Below are 22,991 nucleotides of genomic sequence, written 5' to 3' on the forward strand. Positions count from 1 at the left end.
CCATCGTGGCCGGTACAGCATCGAGGAGATCACCGTGAGCGATCCGAACCTTCCCAACCAGTCCGACCCGACGCCCGAGGTTCCGGCAGCGCCTCCCGCACCGCCTGCCCCGCCCGCGTACACGGCCCCCGCGGCTCCGGCTGCGCCCGCGGCTCCGGCTGCGCCCGCGTACGGCGCACCCGCCTACGACGCCTCGGCGCCCGCCTACGGCGCACCGACGCCGGCCAAGACCAACGTGCTCGCGATCGTCTCGCTCGTCGCCTCGCTCGTGGGCTTCTTCACGGGCATCGGCTTCCTCGTCGGCATCGTCTGCGGCCACATCTCGATCAGCCAGATCAAGAAGACCGCCGAGCAGGGCCGCGGCATGGCCGTCGCCGGCCTCGTGATCGGGTACATCGGCCTCGTGATCTCGATCATCCTCACGATCGTGTTCATCGTGCTCATCGCGATCGCGGCGTCGTACGACTCCTACAGCACGTACTGATCCGCCTCCCCTCACGAAAGGTCGAACCATGAGCGATCCGAACCCTCCGGCCGACGGGGCCGACGCGAAGGCCCCCGGCGGTCCCGACGCTGCGGCCGCGGCGCCCGGGGCCGCTGCATCCACGCCGTCCGAGGCTGCGGCGTCCACGCCCGACGTGCCCGAGGTTCCGAGCGTGCCAGAGGTTCCCGGCGCGCCGACGACGCCGGCTGCGCCCGAGCCTCCGGCGCCGCCCGCACCGCCGGCTCCGCCCGCACCGCCGGCCTACGGCGCGCCCGTGGCGCCGCCTGCCGCCCAGCCGCCCTACGGCGGCGCACCCTCGGCGCCTCCCGCCTACGGTGCAGCGGTGCCGCCCGCCGCGGCTCCCGCGTACGGTGCTCCGGCGGCGGCCCCGGCTGCCAACGCCTATCAGTCGGGTGCGCCCGCGAAGCCCACGCCCGTGTACAGCCTCATCTCGCTCATCGCGGGAATCGTGGGCCTCGTGGGCTTCTTCGTGGTGTTCATCCCCTTCGTCGGCGGCATCATGCAGCTGCTCATCCCGGCCGCCGCAGTCGTGCTCGGCTTCATCGGCCGCAAGCGCGAGCCCGCGGCGAAGGGCATGTGGCTCACCGGCATCATCCTCGGGTTCGTCGGCGTCGCGATCGGCCTCATCTCGTTGCTGTTCTGGGCGATCATCTTCGCCTCCGCGTCGAACTCGGTCTACTACTACTGACCGTGACCGACCTGCCCGCTGAACCACCGCGACCCGGTCCGGTCCCGGATGCCTCGCCCGAGGCATCCGGGACCGAACCGGCGCGGCCGCCCATCGACGAGTCGGCGCTCCGGGCCGCCGCGCCGTCGACCGATGGGGTGACCCTGCCGATGGCCGTCGCGCCGCGCCAGTGGGACATGCCGCTCGACACCGGTGAGCTGCGCACCGTCCCGACGGGTCAGCTGCTCATCGTGCACCGACCCGAGGCGTTCGCCGAGGCATCCGAAGAGGTCGAAGAAGAGGAGACCCAGCGGCGGGTCTACAGCTGGGTCGGTGCCGTCCTGGGCGTGATCGGCGCGGCGGCTTCGCTCTTCGTCGGGTGGATGCTGCCCCTCTCGATCGTCGCGATCATCTTCGGCGTGCTCGGTCTGCGGCGCGAGGAGACGGGGCGCACGCTCGCGTTCGTCGCGATCGGCACCGGAGTCGGCGGACTCGTGTTCTCGGCCGTCTGGATCGGCTACTACGCGATCGTGTTCGGCACGCTTCAGATCTGAGCGCCGCCGCGGGGCAGCCGCTCGACGAGCAGTGCCACGTGGCGCCCCTCTTCACGGGTCAGCACGAGCGTCGCGGATGCCTCGCCCTGCAGCTTGAGCTTCGTGCGAAGCACCGCGGGGTCGACGTCGATGCCGCGCTTCTTGATCTCGAGCGTGCCGATGCTGCGCGCGCGCAGCGCCTGTCGCAGTTGGCGTTCATCGACCGGCAGGCGCTCGATCACCCGGAATCCCTGCGCGAACGGGGAGTCGAACGCGGTGTCGCCCGTGAGGTACGCGATGCCCTCCGAGAGCATCCACGCGCCGTGCGCGCGCGCGAGGTCGCCGATGAGCCGGGCGCGGATCACGGCCCCGTCGGGCTCGTAGAGGTACTCGCCGAGCGGTCCGACGGGTGCGTCCTCGCTGTCGGCGGCGGCGGTGAGCTCGTCGGCGCCGCGCTCGCCGACGACGAGCGCCGCGCGGCGGATGCCGGGGCGCGCGACCTGGCCGAACCAGACCCCGAGCTCGACGACGTCGCCGCCGACCGAGACCCACTGCGCCTCGGCGCCGGCCGGGATCACGCCGCGATCGGTGCCGGGGCCGAGCTTGACCCCGACGGCCATGCGGTCGGCCAGTCCGAACGCGAAGTCGAGGCTCGGCGTGTAGTCCGCGGCATCCGCGAGCCTGCGCGTGCGCCCGCCGCTCGTGACCCGACGCGCGGGGTCGAGCCACGCGCCGCCGATGCCGCCGAGGTGCACCTCTTCGGCGGTGGTGTGCAGCACGCGCGCCTGCTCGAAGGGGGCCAGGTTGAACGCGGCGATCGTCGCGGTGACCTCGTCGGCCTCGGCGGCGGTGACCTCGAGGTCGACGGCGGAGAGCGCGAGCGAGTCGCCGCCGATGCCGCAGCCGAGGTCGGCGACGTGACGGATGCCTGCGCGGGCGAACCGACCCGCGTGCAGGGCGGCCACCTGCAGCCTGGTGGCCTGTTCGAGGCCCGCCTCGGTGAAGAGCATGCGCTCGGCGAACTCGCCGAACTTGCCGCGGGCCTTGGCGCGGAGCTTGGACTGCGTGAGCACCGCGGCCACGAGCGAGGGGGAGTGGCCCTGGCGCCGCAGGTCGGACACGACGGCGACGATGTCGGTCTTGGCGTGCCATTCGGGCAGCGAGTCGAGCAGTCGCAGCCCTTCGGGAGAGAGGAGTTCGACGAGCTCGGAGCGGTCCACCCGGCCACGCTAGCACCCTGCCCCTCGGCGTTGGCACTCACGTTGCACGAGTGCCAAATCGCGCCTAGACTCGCTTTAGCACTCTCGCTCTGAGGCTGCTAATCAGTCTTCTGAAGACAGTCCTTCATCAAGAAAGAGGTCAACCGTGTCGGTTTCCATCAAGCCGCTCGAGGATCGCATCGTCATCAAGCAGGTCGAGGCCGAGCAGACCACCGCTTCCGGTCTGGTCATCCCCGACACCGCCAAGGAGAAGCCCCAGGAGGGCGAGGTCGTGGCAGTGGGCCCCGGCCGCATCGACGACAACGGCAACCGCGTTCCGCTCGACGTCGCCGTCGGCGACAAGGTGATCTACTCGAAGTACGGCGGCACCGAGGTCAAGTTCGGCGGCGAGGACTTCCTCGTGCTGTCGGCTCGCGACGTGCTCGCGGTCGTCGTCCGCTAGTCGACCCGCACTTCCGAGGCCCGGATGCCAGACGGCATCCGGGCCTCGTCGCGTCTGCGGGCCTCGTCTGCGGCGGGATCTCGTCGGAGGACGGCAGTCGCGCAGCGTCGTCGGGTCGGCGGGCGGGCGTACGGTTGACCGGTGAGCTCCAGCACCGAACCCGCGATCGCCGACACCGCCTCGACGGGCAGCGGGCTCAGCCGGCCCGGCCTCGCATACGCGATCGGCTCGTACGTGCTCTGGGGGTTCCTGCCGATCTACTTCATCGCGCTCGCGCCGTCCGGGCCGTTCGAGATCGTCGGATGGCGCGTCGTGCTCTCGCTCGTCTTCTGCGCGCTGCTGCTCACCGCGACGCGCGCGTGGCGGCCGTTCGTCGCGCTGCTCGGCGACCGGCGCATCGTGCTCACCATGGGCCTCGCCGGTGCGCTCATCTACGTCAACTGGCAGACCTACGTCTACGCGACCGTCTCCGGCCAGGTGGTCGAAGCGGCGCTGGGCTACTTCATCAACCCGATCGTCACGGTGTTCCTGGGCGTGCTCGTGCTGCGCGAACGCCTGAACACGACCCAGTGGGTCGCGGTCGGCATCTCGATCGTCGCGGTCGTGGTGCTCGCCATCGGCTACGGCCAACTGCCGTGGATCGCGCTCGTGCTCGCGTTCTCGTTCGGCACGTACGGACTCATCAAGAAGCGCGTGGGCCCGAAGGTCGACGCCGTTTCGGGGCTCACGCTCGAGACGGCCTGGCTCACTCCGATCGCCGCCGTCATCCTCATCGTGGTCGGCTCGACGACGGGCCTCACCCTCGGCAGCTCGGGCACGTGGCATGCGGTGCTCCTGCTCTGCGCTGGAGCGGCCACCGCGGTGCCGCTGCTCCTGTTCGCGGCGGCGGCCCGCCGCCTGCCGCTCATCTACATGGGGTTCATCCAGTACTTCGCCCCCTTCATCCAGTTCATCGTCGGCGTCGTGGTGCTGCAGGAGCCGATGCCCGCCGAACGCTGGGTGGGCTTCGGACTCGTCTGGCTCGCGCTCGTCGTGCTGACCTTCGACCTCGTGCGCGGTGCGCGCGCGGCGAGGCGCCAGGTCGTCGACCTGACCTGAGCGACGGATGCCGCGTGGCGGCCGTTCGCGCCGGCTCGCGCAGCTCGGGGCCGGCGGCGCGGCGCCCGCCCGCCGACCGGACTGCTGGGCGCGTCACCCCCGAATCGGGGCCGTCGATCCCCGCGCAGACGGTGGAATCCTGCGTGAAAAGGCCCCGAGACGGTCGAATTGTGACGGTGAGGTAACACTTCGGACAGTGTTATCGGGTTGTGACCGGGATTCCTTTGCACGGGGCCGCTCGCCGAATACTGTGACAGAACGGCGAGCCTCAGCCCGCTGGTTTGAAACATTTCCTTCAGTCCCAAGGAGCAACATGAGCGTATTCGGCACGTCCCGACCCGCTCGTTCGCGCGGCAAGGTCTGGGCAGGGGTCGCGGTCGCCGCGACGAGCGCCCTCCTCCTCTCCGCCTGCGCGAGCGGCGAGACCGATTCCGGATCGGACGGCGGCTCGGGCCAGCGCGACGAGCTGGCCCTCACCATCGGCACGGCCCTGCCCCAGACCGGCAACCTGGCCTTCCTCGGCCCGCCCGAAGAGGCCGGCGTCGCCTACGCGACGTCGCAGATCAACGCCGCGACGGCCGACACCGGGCTGACCCTCGACGTCGTCTACGGCGACTCGGGCGACACCGACAACAAGGCCTACGAGACCGAGATTCCCCGCCTCCTCGGCGAAGACGTCTCCGCCATCATCGGCGCCGCGTCGTCGGGCACCTCGCTCCAGTTCATCGACCAGGTCGTCGGTGCGGGCGTCATCCAGTTCTCGCCGGCGAACACGTCCGACGCGTTCACCACGTACGACGACAACGGCCTGTACTTCCGTACGGCTCCGTCCGACGTGCTCCAGGGCGAGGTCCTCGGCAACCTGATCGCCGAAGACGGCAACCAGACGCTCGGCCTCATCGTGCTGAACGACTCGTACGGCACCGGCCTCGCGAAGTACATCACCGAGGCCTTCGAGGCCGCCGGTGGCGAGGTCGTCGCAGCACCCACGTACAACACGGGTGACACGACGTTCGACGCACAGGTCAGCGAGGTCCTCGCGGCCGACCCCGACGCCATCGCACTGGTGACGTTCGACGAGGTCTCGACCATCCTCCCCAGCCTCTTCGGGGCGTTCCCGGCCGACAAGCTCTACTTCGTCGACGGCAACCTGAAGAACTTCGCCGACGCGTTCCCCGCCGGCTCCCTCACGGGCGCCAAGGGCACGCTGCCGGGTCTGACGATCGACTCGATCTCGGACTTCACCGGTGAGCTCGACGCGTTCCTCGAAGAAGAAGGCACCCCGGCACTCGAGGACTACAGCTACGCTGCCGAGTCCTTCGACGCCACGGTGCTGCTGGCCCTCGCATCGCTCGCTGCGAACTCGACCGACCCGGCCGACATCGCAGAGAAGCTCATCGAGGTCTCCGGCGGCTCGGGCGACGGCGAGAAGTGCTCCACGTACGCAGAGTGCGCGGACATCATCGTCGGTGGCGGCACGGCCGACTACGACGGCATCTCGGGCCCGATCACCTTCGACGAGGTCGGCGACCCGACCGAGGCGTCGATCGGCATCTACCAGTACGGCGACGACAACAACTACGTCGCGTACGAGGGCTGAGTCCGACTCAGTCCGACCCGAACACGGAAGGGCCCCGGTCTTCGGACCGGGGCCCTTTCGTGTCCCCTGGTGGTGCTCGGCCGAGCACCACCAGCTCGCCACGCGGTGTCGACGTGCGGTGTCGACGTTCGTGCCAATGCGCCGAGCCCGCGCGAAGGGTCACGCGTGCGTCTTCACGGCGGCCTTGCCGTCCGGCACGCACGCTGGCGTGACCCGAGCGCCCTCGCGGGCGGCACTCGGAGGGCGCAGCAGCCGGCCCTGCGGCCCTGGCCCTGCTGCGCCGGCGTCCCGTTCGGGCGGGACGTTCGCGCCCGTCTCGCGCACCGGTCACGGGGCCGATCTCTCCGAGCGCGGTGAGACAGCAGGACGCGATCGCTGGGGCCTGAGCGCACGCGCGGTGTCGCGCTGCGTCGCTCGCCAGGTGCGGCGGGCACCGCTCGAACGGTACGTGCCGAGCACGTTCGAAGGGGCGGGAACCTCGATCGGGCGCTCGTTCGGCAAGCCCTGCGAGCCGAGCCGAGCCGAGCCGAGCCGGATGTCATGCGGCACACGAAACGGGCGGGCCCTCGCGCTCGCGAGGACCCGCCCGTTCGGTGCGGCTGCCGGCTACTTGCCGAGTGTTCCGAGGTAGAGCTCGGTGACCTTCGGGTCGTTCAGCAGTTCACGACCGGTGCCCGTGTAGGCGTCGCGGCCCTGGTCGAGCACATAGCCGCGGTCGCAGATCTGCAGGCATCGACGAGCGTTCTGCTCGACCATGATGCAGGTCACGCCCGCCTTGTTGATCTCGGACACCCGGATGAACGCCTCGTCCTGTCGCACGGGCGACAGGCCGGCCGAGGGCTCGTCGAGCAGCAGCACCTTCGGGTCCATCATGAGCGCGCGGCTCATGGCGACCATCTGGCGCTCACCGCCCGAGAGCGACCCGGCGCGCTGCTTCAGGCGCTTGCCGAGCTCCGAGAAGATGCCCGTGACGAACTCGAGGCGTTCCTTGTACATGCCGGGGGCCTGGAAGAGCCCCATCTGCAGGTTCTCCTCGATGGTCAGGCTCGGGAACACGTTGTTCGTCTGGGGGATGAACCCGACGCCTCGTGCCACCAGCTTGTTCGCCTTGAGGCCCGTGATGTCCTCGCCCTCGAGCGAGACCGTGCCCTGTCGGATGTTGACCTGGCCGAAGATCGCCTTGAGCAGCGTCGACTTGCCGGCGCCGTTCGGGCCGATGATGCCGATGAGCTCGCCCTGTTCGGCGACGAGGGAGCATCCGTTCAGGATGTTGACCCCGGGCAGGTAGCCGGCGTGCACGTCGTCGATGAAGACGACGGGCGTGCTGGTCGCAGTCGCGTTGCTCACTGGTCCTTCTCCTTGCTGTCGGCTCCGAACTCCGCCTCGGCCTCGGCGATGCCCGCGTTCGCGAGGTCTTCCGCGTCGACCGACACGGATGCGGAGGCATCCGTCGTCGGGTCGGCCTCCTCTGCGGTCACACGACCGGTCACGACGCCGAGGTCGAGCTCCTGGTGCGCACCGAGGTAGGCGTCGATGACGGCGGGATCCTGCATGACGGTGTACGGGTCGCCTTCGGCGACCACGCGGCCCTCGGCCATGACGACGACCCAGTCCGCGATGTGGCGGACCATGTGCATGTCGTGCTCGACGAAGAGCACGGTCATGCCCTCGTCCTTCAGATCGAGGATGTGGTCGAGCAGCGACTGCGTGAGCGCCGGGTTGACGCCGGCCATCGGCTCGTCGAGCATCACGAGCTTGGGCTCGCTCATGAGCGCCCGCGCCATCTCGAGCAGCTTGCGCTGACCGCCCGACAGGCTCGCGGCGAAGTCGGGGGCCTTCGTGTCGAGCTTGAACTTGGCGAGCAGCTCCATCGCGCGCTTCTCGATCTGGGTGTCCTGCCCGCGCCAGGCTGCAGGGATCAGGCTCTGCCAGAACCGTTCTCCGCGCTGGCCCTTGGCGCCGAGCTTCATGTTGTCGAGCACCGTGAGCAGGCCGAGGGCCTTGGTCAGCTGGAACGTGCGCACCTGGCCCATTCGGGCCATCTTGAACGCGGGCACGCCCGAGATCGAGCGGCCGTCGAAGGTCCAGGCGCCCTCATTGGGCTTGTCGAACCCGGTTAACAGGTTGAACAGCGTGGTCTTTCCGGCGCCGTTCGGGCCGATGAGGGCCGTGATGACCCCTCGCGGGATCTCGAGGTGCTCGACGTCGACGGCCGTGAGGCCGCCGAAGGTGCGGCGCACGCCGTCGACCACGATGATCGGGTCGACCTTGGCCACGCCGGGCTTGGCGTCTCCGACGTGCAGGCCCGTCGACTTGGGGCGGGCGACGGGCGCCGATGCGGTCGAGGTGTCGGCCGCGGCATCCGTCGTCGTGGGCTCGGTGGGAGCCGGGATCTCACTTGACAAAGGTCAGCTCCTTCTTGTTGCCGAGGAGGCCCTGCGGCATGAAGATCACGAGCAGCATCAGCGCGACACCCACGAGGATGAAGCGCAGCGTGCCCGCCTGGATCTGCGTCATGAACGGCAGCACGCCGGCCTGCACGAGTGCGGGCAGGAAGTTGCTGAGGAAGGTCTGCAGGACCCAGAAGATGAGCGAGCCGAGCAGCGGGCCGAAGACCGTCGCCGCGCCGCCCAGCAGCAGGGCCGTCCAGACGAAGAACGTGAGCGAGGTCACGTAGACGCCGGGGCTGACCGCGGAGGGCAGCGCGTAGACGATGCCGCCCGCTGCGGCGAGGACACCGCCGAGCACGAGCGCCTGCAGCTTGTAGGCGAATGCGTTCTTGCCGAGGGCGCGCACGGCGTCTTCGTCTTCGCGGATGCCCTTGAGCACGCGGCCCCAGGGACTGCGCATGAGCATCCAGACGACGAGCACGGCGATCGCGAGCGTGGCCAGGCCGAGGATGCGGACCCACCAGTCGTTCGCGTTGTAGACCCACGGGCCGAACCCGTACGTGCCTTCGGGGATCGGGTTCGAGGCGCGGAAGCTCTGGTGGTAGCCGCTGAGTCCGTCGGCGGAACCCGTGACCTCGTCGAACGCCGTCGTCAGGAACAGGAGCCTGACGACCTCGGCCGCCGCGATCGTCACGATCGCGAGGTAGTCGCCTCGCAGTCGCAGGGTCGGCACACCGAGGATGAGGGCGAACACCGCGGCAGCCGCCAGGCCGATCATCGCCGCCAGCCACCAGGGCAGGTCGAACGTCAGAATCGAGATCGCGTAGCCGTAGGCGCCGATGGCCATGAAGCCCGCGATGCCCATGTTGAGCAGGCCGGCGTATCCGAAGTGCACCGCGAGGCCGAGGGCCGCCAGTGCGTAGCCGATCGTGGCGGGGCTGAGGATCGACGATGCCGTATTGGAGAAGATCTGAATCCAGTCCATGATGCGCGCCTAACCGATTCTCTCTCGTCGGCCCAGGATGCCCTGTGGCCGGAACAGCAGGATGACGATGAGGATGACGAGAGCACCCGCGTACTTGAGGTCGTCGGGGATCCAGAGGCCGGACACCTCGACGATCACGCCCACGATGAGCGAGCCGATGAGGGCGCCATAAGCCGTGCCGAGACCGCCGAGGGTGACCGCGGCGAACATGAGCAGCAGCACCTGCGCGCCCATGTCCCACTTGATGCCCGGTCGGTAGTACGCGTACAGGATGCCGGCGAGGCCCGCGAGCGCGCCTGCGATGATCCAGACCACGCGCACGACGTGGTCGACGTCGATGCCGGATGCCGATGCGAGGGACGGGTTGTCGCTGATGGCGCGCGTGGCCTTGCCGAGCCGGGAGCTCGTGAGCCAGATCGCGAAGCCGACGATCACGATGATCGAGATCGCGATCGACGCGATGTCGATGCCGCTCAGCTGGATCGGTCCGAACGACATCTTCGGTGCCGTCGCGTAGGGCAGCTGGGTCGTGCCGCCGCCGATGAAGAACTGGAAGGTGTAGCGCATGGCGAGCGAGAGGCCGATGCTCACGATCATGAGCTGCACGACGCCGACGCGCTTGCGCCGCAGTGGTCGCCACAGGATCACGTCGAGCAGGAGCCCGAGACCCGCGCTCAGGACGACGGCGAGCGGGAGGCCGATCCAGAGCGGCAGCGCCATGGACCCCGCGCTCACCAGGAAGGACGCCGCGACCGCGCCGAACGTGACCATCTCGCCGTGCGCGAAGTTGGAGATGCCCGTCGTGCCGAACACGAGCGAGAGGCCGACCGCCGCGAGTGCGAGCATCAGGCCGAAGTTGATGCCCTGCACGAAGCGCTGGATGAACTGGTCCCAGATGCTCGTGACGTTGCGCTCGCCCTCGCCGATGAAGAAGTTGACGGTCACGCGCCCACCGGCGCCCACCGTGACCTCCTTCTCGTTCGGGCTGTCGTCTTCGGGGTCGACGACCGCGATGCCCTCGGGCAGGGTGTCCTCGTCGAGCGTCACGGTGTAGTCGTCCTTCTCGGGGACGCTCACCTTCCACTGGCCGTTCTCGTCGGTCTCGACCTCTTGCTCACCGCCCGGACCGTCGATCGTGAGCTTCACGCCTTCGAGCGGCTCTCCGTCGAGTTGGACGTTGCCGCTGATGCGATACGGATCGCCCTCGGCGGCCATGGCCGGTGATGCGGACAGTGCGAGGACGCCGAGCAGGACCGCGACGACGGCGAGGAACACGCCGATCAGTCGGATCATGCGCCCGGGCGGGTACGCGACGACAGGGGATGGGGATCTCACGAAACCTCCAGGTTGGGACACCACGGCGACAGGAGTCCCATCGACCGTGAAGGAGACGTTATGAGCGTAGTGTGTCGTCCGTGTTTCGCATCCCCCACGTTCGGGAACCGCAGCCGAATCGTGAGAAACGCAACGGAAATGCGGTCCGAGGGGGATACCGCGCACGAGACCTGCGTGCACCGCTCGCGCGCACGCGCGTGTGCGCCCCCGGGCGCGGATGCGCGCGGGGAATACTCTCAGCGCCGCCTCGATTAGACTCGGTAGACACCGTGCAAGGCCCTTCGCGCCGGCGGTGCACTTCGATGCCGACCACGCGATAAAAGGGGCGCCCCACATGGAACAGCACGATCCGTTCGGATTCATCGGACTCACGTACGACGACGTGCTGCTGCTGCCCGGGCCCACCGACGTCATCCCGAGCGAGGCCGACACGAGCTCGCGCCTCACGCGTCGCATCACGGTGGCCACTCCGCTGCTGTCGGCGGCCATGGACACCGTGACCGAGGCGCGGATGGCGATCGCCATGGCCAGGCAGGGCGGCATCGGCATCCTGCACCGCAACCTCTCGATCGCCGACCAGGCCGACATGGTCGACCGCGTCAAGCGCAGCGAGTCGGGCATGGTCTCCAACCCCGTCACGACGACGCCCGACGCGACCGTGGCCGAGGTCGACGCGCTGTGCGCGACCTACCGGGTCAGCGGCCTGCCCGTGGTCGACGAGGGCGGCATCCTCGTCGGCATCATCTCGAACCGCGACATGCGGTTCGTCTCCGAGTTCGAGAAGTCGAGCACGAAGGTCGCCGACGTCATGACGAAGGCGCCGCTCATCACGGGCAGGGTCGGAATGAACCCCGACGAGGCCCTCGCGATCTTCGCGAAGCACAAGGTCGAGAAGCTGCCCCTCGTCGACGACGACGGACGCCTCACGGGCCTCATCACGGTGAAGGACTTCGACAAGTCCGAGCAGTACCCGAACGCCACGAAGGACAGCGAGGGCCGCCTGCGCGTCGGCGCCGCGATCGGCTTCTTCGGCGACGCATGGGAGCGCGCCGAGGCGCTGCGCGATGCAGGCGTCGACGTGATCGTCGTCGACACCGCCAACGGCCACTCCGCGGGCGTCATCGAGATGGTGCGTCGCATCAAGTCCGACCCCACGTTCGCGCACATCGACGTGATCGGCGGCCAGGCGGCCACCCGCGAGGGCGCGCAGGCGCTCATCGACGCGGGCGTCGACGCCGTCAAGGTCGGCGTCGGCCCGGGTTCGATCTGCACCACCCGCATCGTCGCGGGCGTCGGCGTGCCCCAGATCACCGCGATCTACGAGTCGTACCTCGCCGCGCGCGAGGCCGGCGTGCCGATCATCGCCGACGGGGGCCTGCAGTACTCGGGCGACATCGCGAAGGCGCTGGTCGCGGGTGCCGACACCGTCATGATCGGTTCGCTGCTCGCGGGCACCGACGAGTCGCCCGGCGACGTGGTGTTCCAGGGCGGCAAGCAGTTCAAGCTCTACCGCGGCATGGGCTCGCTCGGGGCCATGCAGACGCGCGGCAAGAACACCTCGTACTCGAAGGACCGCTACTTCCAGGCCGACGTGCCGAGCGACGACAAGCTGATCCCCGAGGGCATCGAGGGCCAGGTCGCCTACCGCGGTTCCGTCGCGGCGGTGACGCACCAGCTCATCGGCGGGCTGCGCCAGTCGATGTTCTACGTCGGCGGCCGCACCATCGCCGAGCTCAAGGCGAAGGGCAAGTTCGTGCGCATCACGGCTGCGGGGCTCAAGGAGTCGCACCCGCACGACGTGCAGATCGTCGTCGAGGCGCCGAACTACAAGCGCTGACGGTCAGCGCTGCAGGTCAGTGTGGCGCGGAGCGACGCACTTCCTGCAGAAAGGCGGCAGCCGTAGCGTCGCGGCGCGTACGGCGGAAGTGTGCATGACGCGAGCCCCGCGGCCGCGAAGCGCCGGCGTGCCAGCGCCGCGACTGGTCTCGATACGGCGCTGGCGCGCCTACTCGACCGGCGAGCGAGCGTCGGCCAGTCGCGTGATCGCCTCGCCGAGCACCTCGGGCGAGCAGGCGAAGTTGAGGCGCGCGTGCCCGCGTCCGACCTCGGCGCCGAACGCGGGTCCGCTCATGAGGGCGACCTTCGCCCGTTCGAGGGCGACGGCCGCTGGGTCGTCGCCCCAGCCGAGAGCCGAGAGGTCGAGCCACGCGAGGTAGGTGGCATCCGGAATCCGGTAGCCGACGCCGGGCAGCTCCTCGGCGAGCAGGTCGGCGAGCAGTCGCCGATTGTCGTCGAGGCTGCCGAGCACGCCGTCGAGCCACGGCCCGCCGTCGGCGAAGGCGGCGACGGTCGCGATCGAGCCGAACTGGCTCATGCGCCACGACACCTCGTAGGGCATCGTGGCGCGGAGGCGGTCGCCCCGCTCGCTCGCGGTGATGATGAGTGCGGCCTTCAGCCCGGCGATGTTGAACGCCTTGGTCGCCGCGGTGACGGCGACCCCGTGCTCGCGCGCGGCATCCGACACCGTGAGGAACGGCGTGTAGGGCGTCGCGGGCTGCGCGAGCGGGCCGTGCACCTCGTCGCTCACGACGGTCGCGCCGAATGCGGCGGCGAGCTCGGCGAGGGGCGCGAGGTCGTCGCGGGTCGGCACCCAGCCGATCGGGTTGTGCGGGTTGCAGAGCAGCATCGCGCGCACGCCGGAGGCGAAGGCCGCCTCGATCGCGTCGAGGTCGAGCGACCAGCCGTCTCGGATGCCGCCGCTCATCGGGATCTCGGCCACGACGCCGCCGGCCTCGGTGACGAGGTCGAAGAACGGCGGGTAGATCGGCGAGGTCACGATCACGCGATCGCCGGGTGCGATCACCTGCCGCAGCACCTCGACGAGGCCCATCGACACGTCGGCCGTGCAGGTCACGCGCGTGGGATCGAGCTCCCAGCCGAAGCGTGCCGCGGCGAAGCCTTGGAACGCCTGCGCGACGGCGTCGGGCCCGGCGTTGTACCCCGTGTCGGAGCGGTCGATCGCCCGGTGCAGGGCGTTCGCGATCGGCTCGGCGAGCGGGTAGTCCATCTCGGCGACCGGCAGCGGCAGCACGTCGGCGTCGTACGAGCGCCACTTCGCGCTCGTGCGCGTGCGCAGCAGGTCGATCGGGTCGGCTTCGATGCGGTGCAGGCTCTGCATGCCTCCAGCATGCTCCATCTCCGCGGCGCGCGCTCGAGCACGTACCCGGGGCGCGCAGGGCGGACTCCGGGTGCGTCATCCGCCCACGGCATGTATCCTGATCGGCTGCCTCGGCGCCGCGACGCGTGTCGGAACGACATCGGTCGCGAATCGGAAACGGATCGCCCCATGGGTTTCATCGACGTCAACGGCGTCTCCTTCTCGCTGCCCGACGGCAGGCCGCTGCTCGCCGACCTCGCGTTCCGCGTCGTCGACGGGCGCACGACCGCGCTCATCGGCGCGAACGGTGCGGGCAAGTCGACCCTGCTGCGGATCATCCGCGGCGACCTCCGCCCCGACGAGGGCAGCGTGCAGGTCGACGGCGGCCTCGGCGTCATGGACCAGTTCATCGGGCGGACGCCCTCCGAGTCTGTCGGAGCGCCGGATGCCGCCGGCGGCACGACTGCGGCGGACACCCCGTCCACCGTGGCCGGCCTGCTCGTCTCGGTCGCGCCGACGCGCATCCGTGCCGCGGCGCTCGAGCTCGAGGCATCCGAGAACGCGCTCATCGAAGCGGATGACACGGCGAACCAGATGCGGTACGCGACCGCGCTCGCCGAGTACGCCGAGGCGGGCGGGTACGAGCAGGAGGTCGTGTGGGACCACTGCACGTCGGCCGCGCTCGGCATCCCGTTCGAGCAGGCCAGGTGGCGCGAGCTGTCGACGCTCTCGGGGGGAGAGCAGAAGCGGCTCGCGCTCGAGGCGCTGCTGCGCGGACCCGAGCAGGTGCTGCTGCTCGACGAGCCCGACAACTCGCTCGACGTGCCGGGCAAGCGCTGGCTCGAGGCGGCGCTGCGGGCGACGCCGAAGACGGTGCTGCTGGTGTCGCACGACCGCGAGCTGCTCGCGCGCGCCGCGGACCGCATCGTGACGCTCGAGGCGTCGCCCGCGGGCAGCAGCGCGTGGGTGCACGGCGGCGGCTTCACCGGGTACCACGCCGCGCGCGAGGAGCGCTTCGAGCGGCTCGACGAGCTGCGTCGCCGATGGGACGAGCAGCACCTCGCACTGAAGACGCTCGTGAACACGCTCAAGGTCAAGGCCACGTACAACGACGGCATGGCCTCGCGGTACCAGGCCGCGGTCACGCGACTGCGCAAGTTCGAGGAGGCTGGCCCGCCCGAGGAGCGCCCGCCCGCTCAGGCGGTCTCGATGCGCCTGCGCGGTTCGCGCACCGGCAAGCGCTCGGTCGTGTGCGAGCAGCTCGAGCTCAGCGGACTCATGAAGCCGTTCGACCTCGAGGTCTGGTACGGAGACCGGGTCGCGGTGCTCGGCTCGAACGGGTCGGGCAAGTCGCACTTCCTGCGCCTGCTGGCCGGCGGCGGCACCGAGCCCGATCGCACCCTCGGACACGTCACGAGCGTGGGGGAGGCGCTCGCGCGCGTGCTGCACGAGGGGCGGGCGGTGCTCGGCGCTCGCGTCGTGCCCGGATGGTTCGCGCAGAACCACCAGCACCCCGAGTTCCGGGGGCGCACGCTGCTCGACATCCTGCACCGCGGCGACGCGAACCGCGACGGCATGGCGCGCGAGGCGGCGAGCTCTGCGCTCGACCGGTACGGTCTCGCGGGCGCGGCGCTGCAGCGGTTCGACGAGCTCTCGGGCGGGCAGCAGGCGCGCCTGCAGATCCTGCTGCTCGAGCTCTCGGGCGCGACGCTGCTGCTGCTCGACGAGCCGACCGACAACCTCGACCTCGTCTCGGCCGAGGCGCTCGAGGACGCGCTCTCGCGCTTCGACGGCACCGTGCTCGCGGTGACGCACGACCGTTGGTTCACGCGGAGCTTCGACCGGTTCGTCGTGTTCCGCTCCGACGGGCGGGTCGAGGAGACGGATGCGCCGGTGTGGGACGAGGGTCGGGTCGAGCGGGTTCGGTGAGCGGGCGCCCGCGGGCGGCGTCCGTTCGCCCGCGGCATCCGTTCGGTAGGCTGTCATGGTGACTCAGGAGATCGAGATCGGCCGTTCCAAGCGGGGCCGTCGTGTCTACGCATTCGACGACATCGCCATCGTGCCGAGCCGGCGCACGCGCGATCCAGAGGATGTCTCGGTCGCCTGGTCGATCGACGCCTACCAGTTCGACATCCCGTTCATCGCGGCGCCCATGGACTCGGTCGTGTCGCCGCAGACCGCGATCATGATGGGCCAGCTCGGCGGCCTCGGCGTGCTCGACCTCGAGGGCCTCTGGACCAGGTACGAAGACCCCGAGCCCGTGCTCGCCGAGATCCGCAACCTCGCGCCCGAGCAGGCGACGGCGCGCATGCAGCAGCTGTACTCCGAGCCGATCAAGCCCGAGCTCGTGACCGCGCGTCTCGCCGAGATCCGCGCCGCGGGCGTCACCGTCGCGGGCGCGCTGTCGCCCCAGCGCACGCAGGAGCTCTACGAGACCGTCGTCGCCGCGGGCGTCGACCTCTTCGTCATCCGCGGCACGACCGTCTCGGCTGAGCACGTCTCCAAGAACGTCGAGCCCCTGAACCTCAAGAAGTTCATCTACGAGCTCGACGTACCCGTCATCGTCGGCGGCGCGTCGACCTACACGGCCGCACTGCACCTCATGCGCACGGGCGCCGCGGGTGTGCTCGTCGGCTTCGGCGGCGGCGCTGCGTCGACCACGCGCGCGACGCTCGGCATCCACGCGCCCATGGCCACGGCGGTGGCGGATGTCGCGGGCGCGCGTCGCGACTACCTCGACGAGTCGGGCGGCCGCTACGTGCACGTCATCGCCGACGGCGGCCTCGGCACGTCGGGCGACGTCGTGAAGGCCATCGCCTGCGGCGCCGACGCGGTCATGCTCGGAGCAGCGCTCGCGCGGGCGACCGACGCCCCGGGCGGCGGGTACCACTGGGGCGCGGAGGCGCACCACGCCAAGCTGCCGCGCGGCCGTCGCGTGCACGTCGGCCAGATCGGCGCGCTCGAAGAGGTGCTCTACGGTCCGGCCCCCGGGGCCGACGGCAGCGCGAACCTCGTCGGCGCGCTGCGTCGCTCGATGGCGACCACGGGCTACTCAGACCTCAAGGAGTTCCAGCGCGTCGAGGTCGTCGTCGCGCCGTACCAGTCGGTCTGATCGCCGTTTCCCGCGATCGCGCTGTGAACCCCTCCTGATCGGGCCGACGCTCGGGTAGCGTTGAACCTGGATCACGCGGTCGCCGTCTGCGATCGCGAGGATGGGGACGACGATGGCGACACAGAAGTCCGAAGCGGCGGGGCCCGCGACGAAGTCGAGGGCGAACGCGGGGGCGAAGGCGACGACGGAGGCTCCGGCATCCGTCGCCCGCTCGACCAAGCTCGGCCCCGACGAACGCGATGCGGCGATCGCGCGTCTGAAGGAGAAAGAGCTCGACATCCTCGTGGTCGGCGGCGGCATCGTCGGCACCGGTGCCGCGCTCGACGCCGTCACGCGAGGGCTCTCGACCGGCCTGCTCGAGGCCCGCGACTGGGCGTCGGGCACCTCGAGCCGATCGTCGAAACTCGTGCACGGCGGCATCCGCTATCTCGAGCAGCTCGACTTCAGGCTCGTGCGCGAGGCGCTCATCGAACGCGGACTCCTGCTGCAGCGCATCGCGCCGCACCTCGTCAAGCCCGTGCGCTTCCTCTACCCGCTGAAGAAGCGCGTGTTCGAACGCCTCTACATCGGTGCGGGCATGCTGCTGTACGACGTCTTCAGCTACACCGGCGGTCGGCCTCCGGGGGTTCCGCACCACCGCCACCTCTCGAAGCGCCAGGTCATGCGGGCGATCCCGTCGCTCTCGAACGACGCGCTCGTCGGCGGGCTCACGTACTACGACGCGCAGGTCGACGACGCCCGGTACGTGGCATCCCTCGCCCGAACCGCCTCGTCGTACGGCGCGCACGTGGCGTCGCGCGTCAAGGTCGAGGGATTCATCAAGGTCGGCGAACGGGTGGTCGGCGTGAAGGCGCACGACCTGCAGACCGACGAGCACTTCGAGATCCGTGCCAAGCAGGTCGTGAACGCGACCGGCGTCTGGACCGACGACACGCAGCGCATGGTCGGCGAGCGGGGCACGTTCAAGGTGCGCGCCTCCAAGGGCATCCACCTCGTCGTGCCGCGCGACCGCATCCAGTCGGCCATGGGCATGATCTTCCGCACCGAGAAGAGCGTGCTCTTCATCATCCCGTGGGGCCGGCACTGGCTCATCGGCACGACCGACACCGACTGGAACCTCGACAAGGCCCACCCGGCCGCGACGGCCGCCGACATCGACTACCTGCTCGAGCACGTGAACGCGCTGCTCGCCATTCCGCTGACGCGTGAAGACGTCGAGGGCGTCTATGCGGGCCTGCGCCCGCTGCTCGCGGGCGAGAGCGACCAGACGTCGAAGCTGTCGCGCGAGCACATCGTCGCGCACACGGTGCCCGGGCTCGTGGTCGTCGCGGGCGGCAAGTGGACCACGTACCGCATCATGGCGAAAGACGCGATCGACGCGGCCGCCGATGCGCTCGACGGCCGCGTGCCCAAGTCCACGACGCAGGACATCGCGCTGCTCGGCGCCGAGGGCTACCAGGCGGCGTGGAACAAGCGGGCGAAGATCGCACGTGCGTTCGACGTGCACAAGGTCCGCATCGAGCACCTCCTGAACCGCTACGGCACCCTGACCGACGAACTGCTCGACCTGATCAGGGCGGATGCCTCGCTCGGCGAACCGCTGCCCGGCGCCGACGACTACCTGGCCGCAGAGGTCGTGTACGCGGCATCCCACGAGGGCGCATTGCATCTCGACGACGTGCTCGCCCGCCGCACACGCATCTCGATCGAGGCGTGGGACCGCGGGGTCTCCGCCGCTCCGGTCGCCGCGAAGCTCATGGCGGGCGTGCTCGGCTGGGATGCCGCGCGCGAGCAGCTCGAGGTCGAGCGGTACCTCGAGCGCGTGGCCGCCGAACGCGACTCGCAGCTGCAGCCCGACGACGAGTCCGCCGACCGCGTGAGGCTCGGCGCGCCCGACATCGTCAAGGTCGACTGACACCCGGTTCGGCGCATACCACCTGGGGAACGTAGTATGCAGGTTCATGTGCGCCGCTGAACGGCCGAGGGTCTTCAGCGCGCTCTCGCCGTTCGCCCACGATCCGATGGACACCGATGCCAGCCCAACGTGAACAGCCGTCGATCACCATCCAATCGGTGTTGTTCCATACGCGTCCGGATGCCCTCGAGCGTGCGCTCGGATCGATCAACCGCGCGGCCGAGTACGGCTGGCAGCACGGGACGACGAGCGTCGTGCGGGTCTCGTACGGCGATTGCTCGCCGACGCCGATGGTCGATGAGGAACTGCTCGAGAGCTGGCGCGCGCGATTCGAGGCGATCGAGCGCATCGACGTCGCCTTCTTCGGCGAGAACCTGGGGCACGGCGGGGCGCAGAATCGCGTGTTCGACACCACGGAGACCGACCTGATGGTCATCGCCAACCCCGATGTCGTCGCGTCCGCCGACGCGCTCAGCGGACTGGCCGAGGTCCTCCGCGATCCGACGGTCGGCATCGTCGAGGCGAAGCAGCTGCCCATCGAGCACCCGAAGGACTACGACTCCCGCACCGGCGCGACATCCTGGTGCTCGGGCGCGTTCTCGATGCTCCGGACCTCGACGTACCGCGAGGTGGGCGGGTTCGACGCCGAGCGTTTCTTCATGTACGGCGACGACGTCGACCTGTCGTGGCGGATCCGGCTGGGCGGTCTGGGCGCGGTCGTGCAGCCCGCGGCCGCGGTGTTCCACGACAAGCGCCTGACTCACGACGGGTCGTGGAACCCGACCGATGCCGAGCGGTACTACTCAGCCGAGGCCGCGTTGATCCTCGCCCAGCGCTGGTCGCGCTTCGACATCGTCGACGACCTGGTCGCGCAATTCGAGCACGGCGGCCCGATCGAACGCCGCGCACTCGCGGAGTTCAGACGGCGGCTCCTGGACGGTTCGATGCAGGAGTCGTTGGATCCCCATCACCAGACCGCCGACTTCACCGATGGCACCTATGGAAGGCACCGGTACGCGCTGTGAGCAGGGCCCGTTACGACACCAGCTTCGGCGTGAACACCGTGCACGCGAACGTGCTCCGATTGGTCGGACGCTACGCCGACCCGTCCCGACCGGGCCTCGTCCTCGACCTCGCAGCCGGCTACGGCGCGATCGCCGCGGAGCTCGATCGGGAGGGCATCGGATACGTCGGGGTCGACATCGAGTCGCGATCGGTGGAGACGCTCCGCGACCAGGGGGTGGAGGCGCATACGGTCGACCTCTCCGCCGACGACGTCCTCGATTCGCTCCGGCGGATTCTCGGCTCCCGCCGAGTGGCGGCCATCACGATGCTCGACGGCCTCGAGCACCTGTCGCCTCCGCACGGCATGCTCGATGTGATCGCGGAACTGGCGCGGGAGCACAACGCGATCGTCGTGCTGAGCGTCCCGAACGTGACGCACCACGATCTCGGCGTGAAGCTGGCCTTCGGCCGCTGGGACTACACCCCGACGGGCCTCCTCGACGAGACGCACGTCAAGTTCTTCAGCGAGGCCGAGCTGACCGCGTCGCTCGAGGCGGCAGGCCTCCACCGCGTCGCCCGCGACGACTTCGTGCTGTATCGGAGCGACCAGCACTTCCCATCGGATCACCCCGCACTGTCCGCCTCGACGAGCCTCGGGAAGTTCCTCAGACGACGACGGGATGCCGCCGAGCCGAACGGCTCGGTGAACCAGTTCGTCTGGGCCTGCGTCCCGGGGCCCGTCGTCGAGCGGCAGGCACCCGCGCCCGAGGTCCCCGCACCGTTCGTGAGCGTGATCGTCCGCACCCAGGGGCGGCGCGAGAGGGAGCTCGGCGAGGCCCTCACCTGCCTCGCCAGCCAGACGAGCGCGGACTTCGAGGTCCTGATCGTGGCGCACGACGTGAACGAAGGACAGCGCGCGATCATCGATCGCGTCGTCGACGAGTGCCCGTCGGACCTCCGCAGCAGATGTCGGGTCATCCCGGTCGACGGCGGCAATCGCGCGCGACCGCTCAACGTGGGCTTCGGCGCGGCGGTGGGAGAGTACGTCGTCGTGCTCGACGACGACGACCTGGTGTTCGCGCACTGGATCGAGGTCTTCGGCGGCCTTCGCCGGAAGCACGACGGCAAGCTGCTCCGCTCGCGGGCCAGCGTGCAGGAGAGCGAGCGGCTCGCGGTTCGGGATGCGCCGGGCACGAGGGGCGTCGGCACCCACCAGACGCCGCACGAGCGCGAGTTCTCGTTCGTGACGCACCTCTACGCGAACCAGACCCCGTTCATGACGGTCGCGTTCCCGCGCGGCGTCTTCCACGATCTCGGCGAGCGGTTCGACGAGACCCTGACGACGACCGAGGACTGGGACTACCTGCTGCGGGCCGCATCCCTCCTCGGCGTCGCGGACAGCCCCGAGATCACCGCCGTATACCGTCGGTGGCCACGCGAGGATTCGTCTGCGACCGAGCACGACGCCGACGAGTGGCGCCTGAACATGTTCGAGGTGTTCCGCAAACTCGACAGCCAGCCGGTGCTCCTCCCCGCCGGGGAGACGCGGGCGATCCGCCACCTCGCCCAGCGGCCTGTGGCGGCGGCGGCGATCGATCGATCCGACCCGTTCGAGCCATCGCGGGAGGACCTCGTTCGCGCGCTCGCCATCCTCGAGTCCAACTCGTGGCGCATCACCGCGCTCGGGCGACGGTTCATGACCGCCGTCCGGCGTGGAGCCCCCGTCACGGCGACCCAGCTCGCCATGATGAACTCCGACGAACTGCGAGGCGCGGTGCAGAGCCTCGAGGGGTCCCGTTCGTGGCGGTACGCGCGGGTCTTCCGCCGAGGCAGGCGATGAGGCAGGCTGCTCCGCCCCGCAACAACTTCAGCTTCGTGCTCGTCGTGGCATCGCTGCTCATCGTGGTCCGGCACTCGGCGATCCTCCTCGGCGCCGACGCCGCGACCGGCCAGCTCATCTCGCCGCCGTTCGGGGTGTTCGCCCTGTTCGCGGCGAGCGGCTACCTCGTCGTCCCGAGCTGGCAGCGACGCCCGAAGCTCGGTCGGTACGTCACCGATCGGGTCGCGCGCCTCCTGCCCGGACTCTTCGCCACCGTCATCCTCACCATCTGCATCGTCGGTGCGCTCGCGACCACGCTCCCGCTCCGCGAGTACTTCAGCGATCCGCTCACGCGTCGTTACCTGCTCAACCTGCTGCTGAATCCCCAGTACTCGCTTCCGGGGGTCTTCGTCGACAACCCGGTCAGCTCGGCGGTGAACGGCACGCTCTGGTCGCTTCCCGCGCAGTTCGCCGCATACCTCGCCGTTCCGCTCGTCGCGCTCCTTCCGTCTCGATGGGTTCGTGGGATCGGCTGGATCGCGATGGCGGTCGTCGCGGCATGGGGTTCGGGCCTCGAGAGCTCGTCCGAGGTCGTCTTCTGGGGCAGCCAGCTCTCGCAGTGGCTGACCGTGCTGCCCTGCTTCTTCGTCGGTGCCGCCGTCCGTGAGCTGATGCCGAAGCCGCATGCCCTGATCGGCCCGATCGGGTTGGTCGTGGTCGTGATGGTCGCGATCCTGGCACCCCAGTGGTCGATGGTCGCGAACTGGAGCCTCGTGCCCCTGGCGACGATCGCGATCGGAGCCGCGGCGACGCCCGTGCTCCGCGACTTCGGCAGATGGGGCACCCCGTCGTACGGCGTCTTCCTGGTCGGATTCCCGGTCCAGCAGTTCCTCATCGCCGGCTTCGGCATCGATCACGCCTGGGTCAGCATGGTCGCGACCGTCCTGATCAGCCTCCTGCTCGCGTTCGCCTCCCTCCGCCTGGTGGAGGCGCCTGCGCTCACGTTCGTCCACCGGTGGACGCGACCGTCGAACGCGGCGCCCGAGCCGAACCGCACCGTGGTGCCGTCGGCCGAGGCCGACGCCGAGGCCGACGCCGATGCCGGTGCCGGCGGAGCCGAGGCGGGTGCCGGACCCCTGGCCCCGACGTCGCACACGCCGTCCATGGACGATGCCCGCAGCGCCGCGACGTAGACTTGACGGCATGCC

At 69.9% G+C, this 22,991-nt stretch carries 18 protein-coding genes and 1 pseudogene; 13 read left to right on the forward strand and 6 right to left on the reverse strand.

Annotated features, from left to right (window positions below; genetic code table 11):
• The first annotated feature begins 34 nt into the window (after window positions 1-34).
• From BM342_RS19685 to BM342_RS15625, 3 genes are read left to right on the forward strand one after another with little or no spacing between them, the layout of a single operon-like run.
• Entirely contained in the window at window positions 35-484 is a 450-nt protein-coding gene (locus BM342_RS19685; RefSeq protein WP_143109905.1) for a DUF4190 domain-containing protein, read from the forward strand.
• A 28-nt stretch (window positions 485-512) separates the two neighbouring features.
• The gene (locus tag BM342_RS15620; protein WP_092967781.1) at window positions 513-1,193 is read left to right on the forward strand and encodes a DUF4190 domain-containing protein; all 681 of its coding nucleotides are present in this window, start codon (window positions 513-515) and stop codon (window positions 1,191-1,193) included.
• Window positions 1,194-1,195: 2 nt separating this feature from the next.
• On the forward strand, window positions 1,196-1,726 hold the full coding sequence (locus BM342_RS15625; RefSeq protein WP_092967783.1) for a DUF4190 domain-containing protein: 531 nt from the start codon (window positions 1,196-1,198) through the stop codon (window positions 1,724-1,726).
• On the opposite strand, the gene BM342_RS15630 is transcribed toward BM342_RS15625, so the two are convergent.
• The gene (locus BM342_RS15630; protein WP_092967785.1) at window positions 1,717-2,925 is read right to left on the reverse strand and encodes a class I SAM-dependent methyltransferase; all 1,209 of its coding nucleotides are present in this window, start codon (window positions 2,923-2,925) and stop codon (window positions 1,717-1,719) included. The genes BM342_RS15625 and BM342_RS15630 overlap by 10 nt on opposite strands.
• A 145-nt stretch (window positions 2,926-3,070) precedes the next feature.
• On the opposite strand from BM342_RS15630, the gene groES reads away from it, so the two are divergent.
• From groES to BM342_RS15645, 3 genes are all read left to right on the forward strand, one after another.
• Window positions 3,071-3,367, forward strand: coding sequence for a co-chaperone GroES (gene groES / locus BM342_RS15635; protein WP_022889766.1), 297 nt, complete (start codon window positions 3,071-3,073; stop codon window positions 3,365-3,367).
• Window positions 3,368-3,532: 165 nt separating this feature from the next.
• Window positions 3,533-4,465: an EamA family transporter RarD gene (gene rarD / locus BM342_RS15640; RefSeq protein ID WP_092968730.1), complete on the forward strand. Its 933-nt coding sequence runs from the start codon at window positions 3,533-3,535 to the stop codon at window positions 4,463-4,465.
• A 313-nt stretch (window positions 4,466-4,778) separates the two neighbouring features.
• Window positions 4,779-6,065 (forward strand): ABC transporter substrate-binding protein, encoded by a 1,287-nt coding sequence (locus BM342_RS15645; RefSeq protein WP_092967787.1) that lies wholly within the window; start codon window positions 4,779-4,781, stop codon window positions 6,063-6,065.
• A gap of 606 nt (window positions 6,066-6,671) precedes the next feature.
• On the opposite strand, the gene BM342_RS15650 is transcribed toward BM342_RS15645, so the two are convergent.
• The 4 genes from BM342_RS15650 to BM342_RS15665 all read right to left on the reverse strand — a co-directional run bounded on the left by BM342_RS15650 (window position 6,672) and on the right by BM342_RS15665 (window position 10,733).
• Complete coding sequence (locus tag BM342_RS15650; RefSeq protein ID WP_092967789.1) at window positions 6,672-7,412, reverse strand: ABC transporter ATP-binding protein; 741 nt, start codon at window positions 7,410-7,412, stop codon at window positions 6,672-6,674.
• Complete coding sequence (locus BM342_RS15655) at window positions 7,409-8,368, reverse strand: ABC transporter ATP-binding protein (protein ID WP_092968731.1); 960 nt, start codon at window positions 8,366-8,368, stop codon at window positions 7,409-7,411. The genes BM342_RS15650 and BM342_RS15655 overlap by 4 nt, the downstream gene beginning before the upstream one ends.
• Window positions 8,369-8,459: 91 nt before the next feature.
• Window positions 8,460-9,440, reverse strand: coding sequence for a branched-chain amino acid ABC transporter permease (locus tag BM342_RS15660; RefSeq protein ID WP_092967791.1), 981 nt, complete (start codon window positions 9,438-9,440; stop codon window positions 8,460-8,462).
• A 9-nt stretch (window positions 9,441-9,449) separates the two neighbouring features.
• Complete coding sequence (locus BM342_RS15665) at window positions 9,450-10,733, reverse strand: branched-chain amino acid ABC transporter permease (protein WP_092967793.1); 1,284 nt, start codon at window positions 10,731-10,733, stop codon at window positions 9,450-9,452.
• A gap of 376 nt (window positions 10,734-11,109) precedes the next feature.
• Between BM342_RS15665 and guaB the strand changes: the two genes are divergently transcribed.
• Complete coding sequence (gene guaB, locus BM342_RS15670; protein ID WP_092967795.1) at window positions 11,110-12,612, forward strand: IMP dehydrogenase; 1,503 nt, start codon at window positions 11,110-11,112, stop codon at window positions 12,610-12,612.
• A gap of 168 nt (window positions 12,613-12,780) precedes the next feature.
• Here guaB and BM342_RS15675 read toward each other — a convergent pair whose 3' ends face one another.
• Window positions 12,781-13,953 (reverse strand): MalY/PatB family protein, encoded by a 1,173-nt coding sequence (locus BM342_RS15675; RefSeq protein ID WP_092967797.1) that lies wholly within the window; start codon window positions 13,951-13,953, stop codon window positions 12,781-12,783.
• A 168-nt stretch (window positions 13,954-14,121) separates the two neighbouring features.
• Here BM342_RS15675 and BM342_RS15680 point away from each other — a divergent pair, with 168 nt between their 5' ends.
• The 6 genes and pseudogenes from BM342_RS15680 to BM342_RS15700 all read left to right on the forward strand — a co-directional run bounded on the left by BM342_RS15680 (window position 14,122) and on the right by BM342_RS15700 (window position 22,976).
• The gene (locus BM342_RS15680; RefSeq protein WP_092967799.1) at window positions 14,122-15,861 is read left to right on the forward strand and encodes an ABC-F family ATP-binding cassette domain-containing protein; all 1,740 of its coding nucleotides are present in this window, start codon (window positions 14,122-14,124) and stop codon (window positions 15,859-15,861) included.
• A gap of 55 nt (window positions 15,862-15,916) precedes the next feature.
• Window positions 15,917-17,044, forward strand: coding sequence for a GuaB3 family IMP dehydrogenase-related protein (locus BM342_RS15685; RefSeq protein ID WP_092967801.1), 1,128 nt, complete (start codon window positions 15,917-15,919; stop codon window positions 17,042-17,044).
• A gap of 112 nt (window positions 17,045-17,156) precedes the next feature.
• Complete coding sequence (locus BM342_RS15690; RefSeq protein WP_092967803.1) at window positions 17,157-18,959, forward strand: glycerol-3-phosphate dehydrogenase/oxidase; 1,803 nt, start codon at window positions 17,157-17,159, stop codon at window positions 18,957-18,959.
• A gap of 158 nt (window positions 18,960-19,117) precedes the next feature.
• Window positions 19,118-19,984, forward strand: a complete 867-nt coding sequence (locus BM342_RS19690; protein ID WP_177232220.1) for a glycosyltransferase family protein — start codon at window positions 19,118-19,120, stop codon at window positions 19,982-19,984.
• A 50-nt stretch (window positions 19,985-20,034) separates the two neighbouring features.
• Window positions 20,035-21,333 (forward strand): annotated as a pseudogene (locus tag BM342_RS15695) (methyltransferase domain-containing protein); the annotation flags it as partial.
• A gap of 467 nt (window positions 21,334-21,800) precedes the next feature.
• Window positions 21,801-22,976 (forward strand): acyltransferase family protein, encoded by a 1,176-nt coding sequence (locus tag BM342_RS15700; protein ID WP_092967807.1) that lies wholly within the window; start codon window positions 21,801-21,803, stop codon window positions 22,974-22,976.
• The last annotated feature ends 15 nt before the right edge of the window (window positions 22,977-22,991 follow it).

This window comes from Agromyces sp. CF514, from assembly GCF_900113185.1.
Classification (GTDB): Bacteria; Actinomycetota; Actinomycetes; order Actinomycetales; family Microbacteriaceae; genus Agromyces.